Origin of the sequence: Amycolatopsis sp. NPDC051758 (assembly GCF_044453095.1) — a bacterium.
GTDB lineage: Bacteria > Actinomycetota > Actinomycetes > Mycobacteriales > Pseudonocardiaceae > Amycolatopsis.
The window spans coordinates 94,651-109,977 of record NZ_JBITCJ010000013.1; the positions used below are offsets into that span (position 1 = coordinate 94,651).

Sequence of the window (15,327 nt, forward strand, 5' to 3'; positions counted from 1 at the left end):
CCGGGGAGGTTCCGTGCGCAGCTCCACCACCGCGGCCGACAGGTTCCTGACCGATCCGCGGGCCGCGCTCGCGGAGTGGGCCGGCGACGGGATCCCGATCCGGCGCTTCGAACCCGGCCGGTACCTGGTGTCCGGTGACGACCTCGTCCGCACGGCGCTGGCCGGGACCGTCAGCCCGTTCGAGGCCAGGGCGGCGACCTTCGGCGCCGTCGCCGACTGGGTGCCCGGCTCCGACCGCAGCCGCCCGGTCAACGCCGCGCTCGGGCGGGAGCTGGACCGGGCCTGGCAAGCGGTGCCGGACGACCGCATCACCGCCGAACTGCGCCGCTCCGCCGCGGCCGGAGAGCAGTGGCCGGGCGGCCTTTCCGACGTCTACCTGCGACTTTTCGGCGAACAGCTCTTTCCCGGCTTGACCCCGCAGGCACGCCAAGCGCTGCAGAGCGCCCTGGCCGCTTCCGACGGACTCGACCGGACCGGCTCGGCGCTTCGACGGCTACGAGGCCGGATCGCGCACAGCCGGGCCGACGCCGCACTGCACCGCTGGGCGGCCGGCAGCACCGCGGCCGTCCCGGAAGCGCTCCGGGCGACGCTCGGCGCGTCGGACGACGTGGCGCTGGCCCTGCACGGCCTGGTCGGCGCGGTCTGCCGGGCCGCGTCGATGGTGTTCGCCTGGGCCGTCCTGCTCGACCGGGGCTGGCAGCCCGGCACGCCGGCGGGCACCACGCTCCGGCCGGTCCCGGCGAGCGAACCCGCCGCGCACCGCGTCCGGGAGGCGCTCCGGCTGTGGCCCGTCGCGTGGCTGCTGTCCCGCGAGATCACCGCAGCCACCGAGCTGGGCGACGTCTCGCTGGTCCCGGGCGACCGCCTGTACCTGTGCACCTACCTGCTGCACCGCGATCCGGACGTCTGGTCCGCGCCCGGCGAGTACCGGCCGGAGCGCTGGGCGCGGCCGCCGGACGGCTACAAGGCCCGCTTCCTGCCGTACGGCTTCGGCAGTGCCGCCTGCGTCGGCTCCCGGTTCGTCGACCGGGTGACGGCCCGGATGCTCGACCACTCGGGCGCCCTCGACGGCTTCGGCCTGCGCATCGTCGAACCCGAACCGGTGTTCGGCTCGCTCCTCGCCCCGCCCGTGGTGCGGCCCGTCCCGCTCGGCTGAGCGGTTCCCGCTACCCTCGCGACGGGAATGACCGGTTTGCCCGGTCGGCGTGGGGGGTGTGCGGGTAGTGCTCAGTTTCGGCGTGCTCGGACCGTTGCAGGTCCTGCGCGACGGCGTGCCCGTCGTGATCAACGGACCCAAGGTGCGGGCCCTGCTGGCGGCGCTCCTGATGCGGCCGAACACCACCGTCTCGCTCGATCGGCTCATCGAACTGCTCTGGGACGGCGACCCGCCGGAGACCGCCCGCAAGAGCATCCAGGTGCACACCGTCCGGCTGCGGCGGGTGCTCGGCGACGGCGTCGTCGAAACGCAGCCGACGGGCTACCTGCTGCGCGTCGACCCCGACCGGCACGACCTGCTGCGGTTCCGCCGGCTCACCGCGGCCGCCCGGGCCGAAACCCGCCCGGACGCCGAACGCGCGGTGCTCGCCGACGCCCTCGCCTGCTGGCGCGGACCCGTGCTCGCCGACGTCCCGACCGAAGCACCAGACGTCGAAGCCGCCGCCGAGGAGCGGCTTCGCGCGCAGGAGCGCTACTTCGAGGTGAGCCTGGAGCTGGGCCTGCACGCCGAGAGCACCGGCGAGCTGGGCCGGCTGACCCGCGAACACCCGTGGCAGGAAGCTTTCTGGGCGTTGTACCTACAGGCCCTGCACCGCTCGGGGCGGCGTGCCGACGCGCTGGAGACCTACCGCGCGGTGCACCGGATGTTCACCGGCGAGCTGGGGGTCGCCCCCGGTGACCGGCTGCGGCAAGCGCACCAGGCCGCGCTGGCCGACGAGCCGGCCGAGCCGCAGTTCCGGCCGCGCCAGCTGCCACCCGACGTCGCCACGCTGGTCGGGCGCGCGGCGCTGCTGTCCACAATGGACGACGTGCTGGGCCCGGGCCGGCCGCCCGCGACACACCCGGCGATCGCGCTGCTCGTCGGGCCGGCCGGCGTCGGCAAGACGAGTGCCGCCGTGCACTGGGCGCACCGGGCCGCGCGGCACTTCCCGGACGGGCAGCTCTTCGCCGACCTGCAGGGGTATTCGCCGGTTCCGGCCCTCGACCCGCTCGAAGTGCTGACGCGGTTTTCGCACGCCCTCGGCGTCCGGCCCGGCCAGGTCCCGACCGACCTCGCGGACGCCGCGGCGCTCTACCGGTCGGTGCTCGCCGACCGGCGGGTGCTGATCGTGCTGGACAACGTCGCCGGCGCCGGCCAGGTGCGCGCGCTGCTGCCGGGCACGCCGGGGTGCGCGGTGCTGATCACCAGCCGCGACCGGCTCGGCGGCCTGACGGCCACGGTGGACACCCGGCTCGTCGAGCTGGCCGAGCTGCCGGCGGACGACTCGCTGGCGCTGCTGGCCACGGTCGTCGGCGCGGACCGGGTGGCCGCGGAGGAGGACGCCGCCCGCGAGCTGGTGCGGCTGTGCGCCGGGTTGCCGCTGGCCGTGCGGATCGTCGCGGCGAACCTCGCGCAGTGGCCGGAGCGGTCGCTGCGGAGCTACCTCGCCGAGCTGGCCGGGCCCGACCTCGTGGCGCGGCTGGCCGTGCCCGGGGCCGAGCAGCTGGGCGTCCGGCGGGCGTTCGACCTGTCCTTCGAGGCCGTCTCCCCCGCCGCGACGCGGGTCTTCTGCCTGCTCGGCCTGGTGCCGGGCGCCGACGTCGGTGTCGCCGGGGCGGCGGCGCTGGCCGGTCTAGACGACACCCGGACCGGCGAGCTGCTGCGTGAGCTCGCCACGAGCCACCTGGTGCAGGCCCGCGGCGACGACCGCTTCGGCCTGCACGACCTGCTTCGCGGATACGCCGCCGGGCGGGCTCGCGATGACGTGCCGGACCGAGCCGAAGCGCTCGACCGGCTCTTCGCGTACTACCTGCGCGAGGCGGCCCGCGCGGCGACCGCGCTCTACCCCGACCTCCAGCGGCTGCCCGACGCGTCCGAGGACGGCCGGCCCGTCGAACCGGCCGAAGCCCGCCAGTGGCTGCTGGCCGAGCACGGGAACGCGCTGGCGGCGATCCGGTCGGCGAGCGGGCCGTTCGCCTGGCGGGCGGCCGACCTGCTGCGCGGGTTCTTCCATTCGCACCGGCTCGACGCCGAGTGGCAGGCGGCGGCGACCGCCGGGCTGGCCGCCGCCCGGCAGGCCGCGGACGAGCGAGCGATCGGGGCCATGCGGCACAGCCTGGGCGCGCTGGCGTGGAGCCGCGGCGACTACCGGACGGCGCTCGGCGAACTGGAGGCCGCGCAGGAGTCCTACCGGGTCGCCGGCGCCCGCGACGGCGCCGACTCGGTCCTGCACGCCCTCGGTGTGGTGCACCTGGACCTCGGCCGCCTCGACCGGGCGATCGAGCACTTCACGGCGGCGCTGGCCGGCGCGCTCCGGCACGGGACGTCGATCCGGGTGGCGAACGGGCTGATCAACCTGGGCGCCGTGCTCATCGAGCACGGCCGGCTCGCCGAGGGCATCCGGCACAACGAGCAGGCGCTCGACCTCTGCCGCCGCCTCGGGTCGCCCCACGCGGCGGCGATCGCGCTGTGCAACCTCGGGTACGGCTACCGCGTCTCGGGAGACCTGGCCCGCGCGCTCGCCGTGCTCACCGAGGCGCTGGATTCGTTGCGGGAGCTGGGTTCGCGCGACGACGAAGCGGACGCCCTGGTGCGCCTGGCCGCGGTGCACCGGGTCACCGGCGACGTCGCGAAGGCGTGGCCGGCCGCACGGCTCGCGGTGACCGTCGCGCGAGAGGCGGGCAACCAGCGGTTCGAGGCGGATGCCCGCTGCACGCTCGGCGACCTCCACCGCCAGACGGGAGACACCGAGGCGGCGCTGACGGAGTACGCGGAAGCCCACCGCCTGGCCGAAAAGATCGGCTACCGCCGCGGTGAGCTGACCACCCTGGTCGGCTTGTCCACTGTGGACAGGACAGCGGGACACGCGGAAACGGCCCTGGCGGCCGCCGAGCACGGCGGGTTCCTGCTGCTGGCCGAGCAGGCCCGCACGAGCCTGGCGGAGACGTCCCTGGCCGCGGGAAACCTCGAGGCGGCCGCAAGCCAGGCGGCCCGGGCGGTCGACGGTTTCCGGGAGTCGGGGCATCGGCTGGGAGAAGCGTATGCGCTGATGACGCTCGGCAAGGCCCGGTGGTCGCCGGCGGGCCGGGAGGCGGCGCGGGAGTGCTGGGTCAGCGCCGAGGGGCTGCTGGCCGGGACCGGCGCGGGTCCGGCGCTGGCGGCGGTGCACCGGCTGCTGGCGCGGTGAGGCTTGAGCCGCCGGTCATCGGGTAACCGGAGCGCATGACCGAAAGCGATCACGGACCCCTGCCCCCCGACGCGCCGCGCCCGCCCGGCACTCCGGACGTCGACCTCGATGTCGACGTTCCCGAGACCAGCCGGGAGCAGCCCGAAACGCAGGATGTCGACGAAGACGCGGGCGAGGTGGAGCCGCCCAGCTGAATAAACCACCGTGGCCGTCACATCACGCTCAGTGCTTGGCAGCCTCCTTCCAGGTAATCACTCGACCGTGTCTGTTCTGCCCACGGACCCGCTCGAATGCCGCAACGCTCACTACTGTGTGTCGGCAATCGATCATGGTGCCCACGCTTGAGTGACCGCTTCGAGTTGTTCTTTCCGATGGAGATCACTTTTCGCGTTTTGCCGCGACCGCCACCGGGTCGCGGAATCCTTGCCCGGGGTAGCGATTTTGATAGCGTGGCCGAGCTTTCCCACGCCGCCGGGTCACGTCCCGATGCGGCGTCTCCCCACGTTTTTGTTCCGGTGAAAGGATTCTTCATGCGCACAACCCTGCTCCGAGCCGGGAGCCTCGCCGGGGTGACCGTCGCCGTGCTCGCCGGTTCGGCCGGCGTCGCGGCGGCGGACGACGCCGTCACCGGATCCGCTTTCGGCGCGTCCGCGACCGTCTCGCTGCTCCCCGGTGTGCTCACCGAAAGCAAGGGAATCACCGTCGAAACGGGCGAGCTCGCGAAGTCGAGCAGCACCGGTCCGGCCTCGGCGAGTGTCGCCGACGTCCCCCTCAAGGGCCTCGTCACGGCGAAGGCGATCTCCAGCTCCGTGATGGACGGCGAAGGTTCCGTCGCCGCCAAGGCGAGCGTCGCCGAAGTGACTCTTCCGCTGCTCGCCGCGGCCGCCGGCCGGGTGCCGACGATCCGGCTGATCAGCGCGCGCTGCGGCTCGGCCGACGGGCACGTCGTCGGCAGCAGCGACATCGCCGGGGTCAACCTCGGCCGGCTCGGCACGCTGCCCGCCGCCACCTCGCCCAACCAGAAGCTGGGCATCCCCGGGGTGGCCGAGGTGATCGTCAACGAGCAGGTCCAGCGGTACGACGGCACCCTCGAGGTGACGGCGCTGCACATCAAGCTCCTCGGCGGCAAGACCACCGAGGCGCTCGGCAGCGGGGACGTGAAGCTGTCCTCGGTGACCTGCGGCCCGTCCAAGGAACGCGCGCCCCAGGCGCCGCCGAAGCCGACCGGCCCCGGGCAGGTGGTCGTCGTCCCCGCCGGCGCGCCGCAGACCGGTGACGGCAGCCTCGCCGCCGAGCACTGAGAGGACTGCCGATGCCCCGCCGCGCACTCCTCGTCGCCGTTGTCGCCCTGCTGCTCGCCGGGTGCGGCGCGACGGCGGCCCCACCCGCCGCCCAGGCCCCGCCTCCCGCCGCCGTGAGCCTGGCGCGGTCCCTGCCGACCGCGCTGGACGTCCCCGCGATCGACGCGAAGTCGACACTCGTGTCCCTCGGCCTCAACCCCGACCGCACGGTCGAGGTGCCGCCGGTCGACCAGCCGCTGCAGGCCGGCTGGTACGAGTACGGCCCGACGCCCGGTGAGGTCGGGCCGGCGGTGATCCTCGGTCACATCGACGGTGACCACCGCAAGGGCATCTTCTGGCGGCTGCACGAAATGAAGCCGGGTGACCCGGTGCACGTCGACCGCGCCGACGGCGGCAAGCTGACGTTCGAGGTGACGAAGGTCGACCAGATCGCGAAGAAGTCGTTCCCCACGGAAGCCGTGTACGGCAACACGACCGACCCCGAGCTGCGCCTGATCACCTGCGGCGGTCAGTACGACGCCGCGAACAAGAACTACCTCGACAACGTCATCGTGTACGCCAAGCTCAAGAAGTGACGCCGGGGTGCGGCGGGGGGGGGGGGGGGCCCCCCCCCCCCCCCCGGGGGGGCCGGGGGGGGCCCCCCCCCCCCCCCCCCCCCGCCCGGCGCCCCCCCCCCCCCGGGGGGCCCCCCCCCCCCCCTGGGGGGGGGGGGGGGGGGGGGGGGGGGGGGGCCCCCCCCCCCCCCCCCCGGCGGTTCACCGGGTCGTGCCCGCTAACGCCGTCCTGACCGAGATGCCTTGAGGAACTCCCGGTTCAGCGACGAAATGCTCGCGAACGGAATCCCCTTCGGGCAGGACGCGACGCACTCCCCGGTGTTGGTGCACCCGCCGAAGCCCTCGGCGTCCATCGTGTCGACCATGTCCAGCACCCGCTGGGCCCGCTCCGGCTGTCCCTGCGGCAGCAGGCTCAGGTGGGTCACCTTCGCCGCGGTGAAGAGCATCGCCGAGCCGTTCGGGCAGGCCGCCACGCAGGCGCCGCAGCCGATGCAGGTCGCGTTGTCGAAGGCCAGGTCCGCGTCCGGCTTGGGGACCGGCGTCGCGTGGGCGTCCGGGGCACTGCCGGTCGGTGCGCTCACGTAGCCGCCGGCCTGGACGATCCGGTCGAGCGCCGAGCGGTCGACGACCAGGTCCTTGATCACCGGGAACCCCTTGGCCCGCCACGGTTCCACGTCCACGACGTCACCGTCGGCGAACGAACGCATGTGCAGCTGGCAGGACGTCGTGCGTTCCGGCCCGTGCGCCTGGCCGTTGATCACCACGCCGCACGAGCCGCAGATGCCCTCGCGGCAGTCGTGGTCGAAGGCCACCGGCTCTTCGCCGTTCTCGATCAGCTCCTGGTTGAGCACGTCCAGCATTTCGAGGAAGGACATGTCCGGGCTGACGTTGTCGACCGGGTAGGAGACCAGCCGGCCTGCCGTGGCCGGGCCGGCCTGCCGCCAGATGCGGACGGTGAGGTTCATGTGTAGCTCCGCTGGGTGGGGTGGACGTGCTCGAAGACCAGTTCTTCGCGGTGCAGCACGGGTTTCTCGCCGTGCTCCCACGCCGCGACGTACGAGAACTGCTCGTCGTCGCGGCGGGCTTCACCGTCAGGAGTCTGGTGCTCTTCACGGAAGTGGCCGCCGCAGGACTCCTCGCGCACGAGGGCGTCGAGCAGGAGGAGTTCGGCGAGCTCGAGGAAGTCGGCGACCCGGCCGGCCTTCTCCAGCTCCTGGTTCAGCTCGGCGCCGGTGCCGGGGATGCGGACGTCGCGCCAGAACTCGGCGCGCAGCTCGGGAATGCGTTCGAGGGCCTTGCGCAGCCCGGCTTCGGTGCGGGCCATGCCGCAGTGGTCCCACATCATCAGGCCGAGCTCGCGGTGGAAGGAGTCGACGCTGCGGGTGCCGTTGACCGAGAGCAGCCGCTCGACACGCTCGCGCACCTCGGCCTGCGTCCGCGTGACGGCGGGGTCGCCGGCGGTCACCTCGTCGAGCTTGCCCTGGCCGAGGTAGTCGTTCACCGTCGCGGGCAGCACGAAGTAGCCGTCGGCGAGGCCCTGCATCAGCGCCGACGCGCCGAGCCGGTTGGCGCCGTGGTCGGAGAAGTTCGCCTCCCCGATCACGAACAGGCCGGGGACGGTGCTCTGCAGGTCGTAGTCCACCCAGAGCCCGCCCATCGTGTAGTGGATGGCCGGGTAGATCCGCATCGGCACCTCGTACGGATCCTCCGCCGTGATGCGCTGGTACATGTCGAAGAGGTTGCCGTACCTCGCTTCGATGGCCGGGCGGCCCATTCGGCTGATGGCGTCGGCGAAGTCGAGGTAGACACCGAGGCCGCCGGGCCCGACCCCGAAACCCGCGTCACAGATGTTCTTCGCCGCCCGCGACGCGATGTCGCGCGGCACCAGGTTGCCGAAACTCGGGTACAGCCGCTCGAGGTAGTAGTCCCGCTCGACCTCCGGGATCTGGGCCGGCGGCCGGGTGTCGCCTTTCTCCTTCGGCACCCAGATGCGGCCGTCGTTGCGCAGCGACTCGCTCATCAGCGTCAGCTTCGACTGGTGCTCCCCCGAACGCGGGATGCAGGTCGGGTGGATCTGGGTGTAACACGGGTTCGCGAAGTACGCACCACGCTTGTGCGCCCGCCAGATCGCCGTTGCGTTCGAGCCCTTCGCGTTGGTGGACAGGTAGAAGACGTTGCCGTAACCGCCGGTCGCGAGGACAACCGCGTCGGCCAGGTGGGTCCGGATCTCACCGGTGACGAGGTCACGCGCGACGATGCCGCGGGCCCGGCCGTCGACGACGACCAGGTCGAGCATCTCGGTCCGCGCGTGCAGCTCGACGTTGCCCGCGTCGATCTGCCGTGACAGTGCCTGGTACGCCCCGATCAGCAGCTGCTGGCCCGTCTGGCCGCGGGCGTAGAAGGTGCGCTGGACCTGGACCCCGCCGAAGGAGCGGGTGTCGAGCAGGCCGCCGTATTCGCGGGCGAACGGCACCCCCTGGGCCACGGCCTGGTCGATGATCTGGGCCGACACCTGGGCCAGCCGGTACACATTGGACTCCCGGGAGCGGAAGTCGCCGCCCTTCACGGTGTCGTAGAACAGGCGGTACACCGAGTCGCCGTCGTTGCGGTAGTTCTTGGCCGCGTTGATCCCGCCCTGCGCCGCCACCGAATGCGCGCGCCGCGGCGAGTCCTGGAAGCAGAACTGCACCACGTGGTAACCCTGTTCGGCCAGCGTCGCCCCCGCCGAGCCGCCGGCCAGCCCGGTGCCCACCACGATCACGCGGTGCTTGCGCCGGTTCGCCGGGTTCACCAGCTTCGCCGTGAACCTCCGTTCGTCCCAACGGTTCTCCAGCGGGACGGCAGGCGCCTTGGTGTCGGCGATCGGGTCACCGATCGAATAGTCGGCCATGTCAATCCACCAGTCCCGTCATGACCGCGACCGGGACGAGCGCGTACCCGCCCGCGACCACGACCGCCGTTGTGCTGCCGAGGATTTTGATCACCCGTTCCCGTCTCGCGCTGGTGACGCCCAGCGTGCGTGCGGCACTGGCGAAGCCGTGGTGGATGTGCAGGCCCAGCATGGCCAGTGCGACGAGGTAGATCACGTTGACCCACCAGACCTGGAAGTCCGCCACGAGGTTGTGGTACGGGTCGCCGGGCACGAAATCCTGGTTCACGCTGCCGACGGTGAAGTCGAGGATGTGCCAGACGACGAACACCGCCAGTGTCGCGCCGCCCCAGCGCATCGTGCGGGTCGCGAAGGTCGCGCGAACCGGCCGCCGGTGGACGTAACCCACCGGCCGGGCCCGGTGGTCGCGCCGGACGAGCTGCACGGCAGCGGTGATGTGCAGGACCAGCGCGACGAGCAGGACCACCCGCTGGATCCAGAGGAACCAGCCGTAGTGCAGGACGGGTTCGCCGAGCGTGCGCAGCCAGTGCGCGTAGTGGTTGAGGTCCGTGGCGCCGAGGAAGGTCTTGAGGTTGCCGACCATGTGCGCGAACACGAACGCGAGCAGCAGCGCGCCACTCACCGCCATGACGGTCTTCTTGCCGATCGTCGAAGCCCAGAACTGCCGGAGGGCCGAGCGGCGGCGCCGCGTCGCGGGCCGGTCTGCGAGGTCGTTCACCACTCGATCGACGGTAGGAGCCGCTTCTTCAGAGGTCAAAGACATCATAACTCTGCACTCGATAGCCATCGCCTATCATGGACCGATGCAGCTGCACCAGCTCGCCTACTTCGTCGCCGTCGCCGAGCACCGGCACTTCACCCGCGCCGCCGAGGAGGTGCGGGTCGCGCAGCCCTCGCTGTCGCAGCAGATCCGCACGCTCGAACACGACCTGGGCGCGGCGCTGTTCCACCGGATCCGCGGCAACGTGACGCTCACCGAGGCCGGCGAAACGCTGCTGCCGATCGCCCGGCGGATCCTCGCGGAGGCCGAAAGCGCCCGGCGCGCGATCCGCGAGCTGGACGAGCTCGACCGCGGCCGCGTCCGGCTGGGCGCGCCGCCGAGTCTCTGCACGGGCCTGCTCCCGCCGATGCTTTCCGCGTTCCGCCGCCGCTACCCGGGCATCCAGCTGGAGCTGCACGAGAGCGGCTCGGGTGACCTGCGGCAACGGCTGTCCGAAGGCGCACTGGACCTGGCCCTGCTGGCCGGCGCCCGATCACCGGGTGATCGGGCGCTGTCGGCGACACCCTTGCTGCTGGAAGAGCTGGTGGTGATCTCCCCGGTGGACACACCGGTGGAGCGCGCGGGCGCGCGCCTCGACGTCCACGAGCTCGTGGACGTCCCGCTGGTGATGTTCCGCCGCGGGTACGACGTCCGCGAGGCCACGGTCAACGCCTGCCGCGCCGCCGGGTTCGAGCCGTCGTTCGCGATCGAGGGCGGCGAGATGGACGCGGTGCTCGAGCTGGTCCGCGCCGGCGTGGGCGCGGCGGTGGTCCCGAGCACGGTCGCCGGCGACCGCTTCCTGATGACCCGCTTCGTCCCGGAGGCGGGCATGACCCGGATCGTCCAGCTCGCCGGCCGCCGCGACGTCGACCCGACCCGCGCGGTCCGCGCCCTGCGCGACGCGATCGTCGGGTTCGTGGCGGATCCGGCGCACCGGAAGAACCTGCCGCCCGGCATCGAGTCCCTTGTGGACGAACGGGCTGCTTCCCGGGCCTGACGCATCGATGTGACAGCTGAATCCCAGCACTTCTTTGCGCTGGACCTGCCGGCCGAGGCAGGCCGATACTCGATCCATGGACAGTGAAGCGACGGACCTGACCCGGCTGCTACGGCTTTTCGGCGTCCGCGCGCTGGTGCTGGCCGCAGTCACCGCCCTCGTCGGCTTCACCACCGTGGCCATGGCCCTCGCCCTTGCGGGGTTCGGCCTGCTCTTCGCGCCGGTCCGAGACCGGCGCTAAGCGAGCAGGTGCGCCAGCAGCTCTCGAGCGGCAGGGTTCGTCGGCTTCGGCCCTCGCCCCGCCAAGTGGATCGCCCGGGTGAACCCCGGCTGCCCGATCCGCGCGAACGGCAGCCCGGACTTCTCCGCCACCGGTTGCGGCACGATCGAAACACCGAGCCCGGCGGTCACCAGTTCAACCAGCAACGGCATGTGGCTCGCTTCGCACACCCGGTTCTGCCGCACACCCGCCTCGGCGAACCTCCGGGCGACCATCGCCTGGATCCCGCTGCCGCCGAAGTCGACGAACGGCTCGTTGTCGAGGTCGTCGAGGCGGACCCGGCGGCGGTGCTCCAGCCGGTGTCCCGGGTGGCACAGCAGCACGAGGTGCTGGCTCCACTGCGCAAAACTGGACAGCTCACCGGCGAGCGGCTCCTCGCCGGCCAGGAACGACAGGTCGAGTTCGCCGTTGCCGACACCGGCCGCGAGGTCGAAGACGGTGCTCTCACGCACGTGGATGCGGACGCCGGGATAGCGCAGCCGGAACTCGCCGAGCTTGGCCGGCAGGTCCACGACGGTGAGCGTCTGGATCGTGCCGATGGACACCTGCCCGCGCGTCAGGCCCGCCACGGCCGCCACTTCGCCCCGCGCCGCAACGATGTCGGCGACGATCCGGTGGGCCAGTGGCAGCAGCGCCCGGCCGGCCTCGGTCAGCGTGACCCGACGGGTGGTCCGGTCGAAGAGTGGCGCACCCAGTTCGCGTTCGAGCTTCCGGATCGACGCGCTCAGCGCCGACTGCACCACGTGCACATCCTGCGCGGCGCCGGTGAAACTGCCGCTGCGCACCACCGCGAGGAAGTGCTCGACCTGCCTCAGCTCCATCCGGCGACCCTAGTGCGCGGCACACCCCTCCCCCGCCGGGGTGACGAATCCGGGAAACACCTCCCGGGGTCGGCGGAACGGAACCCACCGGTCGTCACGCTGGGAAAGGTGCGACCACTCCGTCGGGTGGCGACGCAAGATCAAGATCGCGGAACCGGCCACACCACGTTGACACACGGTTGTTCTTCGCGCAGGTAAAGGTTTTCCGGCCCCGACCGGGCGTACGGATCCGAAGTGCGGCACCACGACCGAGCGGCTGTTAAGGTCCGCCCAACCCGGCCATGATCGCGTTTTTTTCGCGCCGGCCAGGCGATTCCCCACTCCGGACGCATCTGAAGACAAGGCTCGACTTGACCCACCTGAACCACCTCGCCCCGCCGGAGCCGGCGCCGCTCGGCAGCCCCGACTGGCACGTCACCGCGTTCCTCGGGCCGCAGCCCGGAACCGGCGACCACGCACCGCTCGACGCGGTGCGCGACCTCCGCGCGCGCATCCTCTTCGACCACGGGCGGCGGCCGGCGTTCCTGCGCGCCGACGGCACGCCCGTCGACGACCAGGACCTCGACTTCGGCGCGTGGCACTTCATCGCCCGGCGCAGCCCGGCCGGGCCGCCGCTCGGCTACATCCGGCTGTCCACACCGGACACCGGCGCGCTCTTCCAGTCCCGGGCCTACCTCGGTGCCGCGCGGTACGAGGAACTGCTGGCCGCCGAAGGGTTCGCCGAGCCCGAGGTGTTCGAGCACAGCCGGCTCGTGGTCGAGCACCGGGCACGCAAGCTCGGCCTCGGGCAGTACCTGAACGCGCTGGCCATCGCCGCGGCGCACCACCTCGGCGCGCGGGCCATGATCGGCACATCCGGCACGAAGGACGGCCAGGACCGGTTCCACGAGCGGTTCGGCTTCCGGCCCGTGCCCGGCACCCGCCGTTACGTCCCGCAGTACACCGAAGACGTCGTGATCATGCTCCACCGCGTCGCCGACGGCGCCGGCCGGCACCACGACCTCGTCACCCGCCTGCGCGACGAGTTCCCGGTGATCGCGACCGCCGGGATCGGCGCCGATTCCCCCGTGCGGCAAGGATCCCCCACCGCGCCGGTCAGCCTGACCACCGCGGCGGCGCCGGATCACGACGTGTGGCAGCCGGTGCTGTTCACCCCGGCCGAACCGGCCGGCCTCGACGGGCTGAACCGCCTGCTGGCTTCGGACGCCGTCCGCGAAGTCCACGACACACTCGACGACCAGCTCACCGAACTGGTCCGCAGCCGGGAACCCGCGTGCCGGGACACCGCCGAAATCGCGCGCAAGAAGCGGGACCAGCTGGCGGGCCTCGAGCCCTGGGAGTACGGCACCTGGGCCTGGTACCCGTGGTCCGGCCGGCTGGTGCACCTGTTGCCGCGCGAGGAGTTCCGGCTGGTCCGCACCGACCGCAACCGCGGCCGGATCGAACGCCCGGAGCAGCGCCGCCTGTTCGGCAAGCGGATCGGCGTCATCGGCCTGTCGGTCGGCAACAGCGCGGCGCTGACGTTCGCGCTGGAGGGCATCGGCGGCGCGTTCAAGCTCGCCGACTTCGACGAATTCGGCCTGTCGAACCTCAACCGGCTGCGCGCCGGGGTGCACCACCTCGGGGTCAACAAGGCGGTGCTGTCGGCACGGCAGATGTTCGAGGTCGACCCGTACCTCGACATCGAAATCCAGCGCGACGGCCTGACCCCGGACACCATCGAGGAATTCTTCGGCGGCGGGCTCGACCTGCTCGTCGAGGAGTGCGACACCCCGTGGGTGAAGGTCGCGGCCCGCGAGTACGCGCGCGACCTCGGTATTCCGGTGGTGATGGACTGCAACGACCGGGGCATGCTCGACGTCGAGCGGTTCGACCGCGAACCCGACCGGCCGCTGCTGCACGGGCTGCTCGGCGACGTGAAGTCGGTCGACCTGCTCGAGCTCGGCCCGCAGGAGAAGGTCGACCTGGTCCTGGCCATGGTGGACGCCGAGCTGATCAGCCCGGAGCTGGCGGCGTCGTTCGGCGAGCTCGGGCGCACGCTCAGCAGCTGGCCGCAGCTGGCGTCCGGTGTTGCGCTCGGTGGCGCGCTGTGCGGGGAGGCGGCCCGCCGCATCCTGCTCGGCCGGACCTGCGAGTCGGGGCGGTTCTACACCGACCTCGAGCAGCAGCTCCGCCCCTCTCGTGACGTCTACGCCGGCGGTGTCCGGTGAACGGCTTGGAAATCCCGGTCACCATCACCGGGACCGGAGTGCACCTGCCGCCGGACGTCGTCACCAACGCGGAGCTGGCCGAGAAGCTCGACACCTCCGACGAGTGGATCACCAGCCGCACCGGCATCCGGGCCCGGCGCCGGCTCGCGCCCGAGCACGCGACGTCCGACATGTGCGTGCCGGCGGCGCGCGCGGCGCTGGCCACGGCCGGCCTCACCGCCCTCGACGTCGACGCGATCGTCGTCGGGACCTACACCTACGACCAGCCGCTGCCCTCGACCGCGCTGATCGTCAAGGAGCTGCTGCGCGCGGACCGCGCACTCACCTTGGACGTCACGCAGGCGGCGTGCGCCAACGGCGTCCAGGCGCTGTTCCTCGCGGCGCACCTGCTGCAGACGTCGGCGGCTTCGACGGTCCTGGTCGTCGCGGCCGACTGCGCGTCCCGGGTGACCGACCCGGAAGACCGCACGACCCGGGTGTTCTTCGGTGACGCGGCCGGCGCGGCCGTCCTCACCCGCGCCACGACGGCGGGCGCGGGCCTGCTGGGCTGGGACTTCGGCAGCGAGCTGTCCCACGACGTCGAGATCCCGGCCGGCGGCTCACGGCTCCCGCCGGGCGAGCGCACGTTCGCCGAGCGCAGCCACTACCTGAAGATGGACGGCCGCGCGGTCTGGAACACCGCGACCCGCTGCCTGCCGGACAGCATCCTGCGGGCCGCCGACCACGCGGGGGTGCCGATCGACGAGGTCACGCACTTCTTCCTGCACCAGGCGAACCTGAACATCATCACCGCGGCGCTCGACAAACTGGGCATCCCCCGCGACCGCGCGCCGATCACGGTGGACCGCCTGGGCAACACCGGCTCGGCGGGGGTGTTCACGGCGTTGCACGAGCTGTTCGGCCGCGGCGGGGTGCGGCCGGGCGACACCTACGTGATGTCGTCGATCGGGGCGGGCTTCCAGTGGGGCACCTTGTGCTTCCGGCACGCGTGAGGTGAGCCGTCGGGGGGGGCGGGGGCCCCCCCCCCCCCCCCCCCCCCCCGGGGGGGCCGCGTGGGGCGCGGTTTAGAAGCGCCCCGCGCGGGGGGGGGGGTTGCACCCCGGCGCGGGCGGGCCGGGAGGCCGGGCGCCGC

Annotated in this window: 13 protein-coding genes; 9 read left to right on the forward strand and 4 right to left on the reverse strand. The window is 72.6% G+C overall.

Features of this window, described 5'->3' with window-relative positions:
* Positions 1 to 13: 13 nt before the first annotated feature.
* The 5 genes from ACIA5G_RS44025 (at position 14) to ACIA5G_RS44045 (ending at position 6,258) form a co-directional block, all read left to right on the forward strand.
* Positions 14 to 1,156 (forward strand): cytochrome P450, encoded by a 1,143-nt coding sequence (locus tag ACIA5G_RS44025; RefSeq protein WP_395934641.1) that lies wholly within the window; start codon positions 14 to 16, stop codon positions 1,154 to 1,156.
* Positions 1,157 to 1,223: 67 nt separating this feature from the next.
* Positions 1,224 to 4,382 (forward strand): BTAD domain-containing putative transcriptional regulator, encoded by a 3,159-nt coding sequence (locus tag ACIA5G_RS44030; RefSeq protein WP_395934643.1) that lies wholly within the window; start codon positions 1,224 to 1,226, stop codon positions 4,380 to 4,382.
* Between the two features lie 35 nt (positions 4,383 to 4,417).
* The gene (locus ACIA5G_RS44035) at positions 4,418 to 4,576 is read left to right on the forward strand and encodes a hypothetical protein (protein ID WP_395934645.1); all 159 of its coding nucleotides are present in this window, start codon (positions 4,418 to 4,420) and stop codon (positions 4,574 to 4,576) included.
* A gap of 336 nt (positions 4,577 to 4,912) precedes the next feature.
* Positions 4,913 to 5,683 (forward strand): choice-of-anchor P family protein, encoded by a 771-nt coding sequence (locus ACIA5G_RS44040; protein WP_395934647.1) that lies wholly within the window; start codon positions 4,913 to 4,915, stop codon positions 5,681 to 5,683.
* 11 nt (positions 5,684 to 5,694) lie between these two features.
* Entirely contained in the window at positions 5,695 to 6,258 is a 564-nt protein-coding gene (locus ACIA5G_RS44045; RefSeq protein ID WP_395934649.1) for a class F sortase, read from the forward strand.
* A gap of 197 nt (positions 6,259 to 6,455) precedes the next feature.
* Here ACIA5G_RS44045 and ACIA5G_RS44050 read toward each other — a convergent pair whose 3' ends face one another.
* The 3 genes from ACIA5G_RS44050 to ACIA5G_RS44060 are packed head-to-tail and all read right to left on the reverse strand — an operon-like array spanning position 6,456 to position 9,845.
* The gene (locus tag ACIA5G_RS44050) at positions 6,456 to 7,202 is read right to left on the reverse strand and encodes a succinate dehydrogenase/fumarate reductase iron-sulfur subunit (protein WP_395934651.1); all 747 of its coding nucleotides are present in this window, start codon (positions 7,200 to 7,202) and stop codon (positions 6,456 to 6,458) included.
* Entirely contained in the window at positions 7,199 to 9,127 is a 1,929-nt protein-coding gene (locus ACIA5G_RS44055) for a fumarate reductase/succinate dehydrogenase flavoprotein subunit (protein WP_395934653.1), read from the reverse strand. The genes ACIA5G_RS44050 and ACIA5G_RS44055 overlap by 4 nt, the downstream gene beginning before the upstream one ends.
* Before the next feature lies 1 nt (position 9,128).
* Complete coding sequence (locus ACIA5G_RS44060; RefSeq protein WP_395934655.1) at positions 9,129 to 9,845, reverse strand: succinate dehydrogenase cytochrome b subunit; 717 nt, start codon at positions 9,843 to 9,845, stop codon at positions 9,129 to 9,131.
* Between the two features lie 85 nt (positions 9,846 to 9,930).
* Between ACIA5G_RS44060 and ACIA5G_RS44065 the strand changes: the two genes are divergently transcribed.
* Positions 9,931 to 10,884, forward strand: a complete 954-nt coding sequence (locus ACIA5G_RS44065) for a LysR family transcriptional regulator (RefSeq protein ID WP_395934657.1) — start codon at positions 9,931 to 9,933, stop codon at positions 10,882 to 10,884.
* Between the two features lie 76 nt (positions 10,885 to 10,960).
* Complete coding sequence (locus tag ACIA5G_RS44070; RefSeq protein ID WP_395934659.1) at positions 10,961 to 11,125, forward strand: hypothetical protein; 165 nt, start codon at positions 10,961 to 10,963, stop codon at positions 11,123 to 11,125.
* Here ACIA5G_RS44070 and ACIA5G_RS44075 read toward each other — a convergent pair.
* Positions 11,122 to 11,985 (reverse strand): LysR family transcriptional regulator, encoded by an 864-nt coding sequence (locus ACIA5G_RS44075; protein WP_395934661.1) that lies wholly within the window; start codon positions 11,983 to 11,985, stop codon positions 11,122 to 11,124. The two genes, ACIA5G_RS44070 and ACIA5G_RS44075, sit on opposite strands and share 4 nt — an antisense overlap.
* 350 nt (positions 11,986 to 12,335) lie before the next feature.
* Here ACIA5G_RS44075 and ACIA5G_RS44080 point away from each other — a divergent pair, with 350 nt between their 5' ends.
* A complete protein-coding gene (locus tag ACIA5G_RS44080) occupies positions 12,336 to 14,195 on the forward strand; it encodes a ThiF family adenylyltransferase (RefSeq protein WP_395934663.1) in 1,860 nt (619 codons plus the stop codon).
* A complete protein-coding gene (locus ACIA5G_RS44085; RefSeq protein WP_395934665.1) occupies positions 14,192 to 15,187 on the forward strand; it encodes a 3-oxoacyl-ACP synthase III family protein in 996 nt (331 codons plus the stop codon). Before ACIA5G_RS44080 ends, ACIA5G_RS44085 begins: the two co-directional genes overlap by 4 nt.
* The last annotated feature ends 140 nt before the right edge of the window (positions 15,188 to 15,327 follow it).

Bases quoted from the DNA above. Each gene is read 5' to 3' on its own strand.
- ACIA5G_RS44035 (WP_395934645.1), top strand. From the start codon at position 4,418: ATGACCGAAAGCGATCACGGACCCCTGCCCCCCGACGCGCCGCGCCCG.
- ACIA5G_RS44040 (WP_395934647.1), top strand. From the start codon at position 4,913: ATGCGCACAACCCTGCTCCGAGCCGGGAGCCTCGCCGGGGTGACCGTC.
- ACIA5G_RS44045 (WP_395934649.1), top strand. From the start codon at position 5,695: ATGCCCCGCCGCGCACTCCTCGTCGCCGTTGTCGCCCTGCTGCTCGCC.
- ACIA5G_RS44050 (WP_395934651.1), bottom strand. From the start codon at position 7,202: ATGAACCTCACCGTCCGCATCTGGCGGCAGGCCGGCCCGGCCACGGCA.
- ACIA5G_RS44055 (WP_395934653.1), bottom strand. From the start codon at position 9,127: ATGGCCGACTATTCGATCGGTGACCCGATCGCCGACACCAAGGCGCCT.
- ACIA5G_RS44065 (WP_395934657.1), top strand. From the start codon at position 9,931: ATGCAGCTGCACCAGCTCGCCTACTTCGTCGCCGTCGCCGAGCACCGG.
- ACIA5G_RS44070 (WP_395934659.1), top strand. From the start codon at position 10,961: ATGGACAGTGAAGCGACGGACCTGACCCGGCTGCTACGGCTTTTCGGC.
- ACIA5G_RS44075 (WP_395934661.1), bottom strand. From the start codon at position 11,985: ATGGAGCTGAGGCAGGTCGAGCACTTCCTCGCGGTGGTGCGCAGCGGC.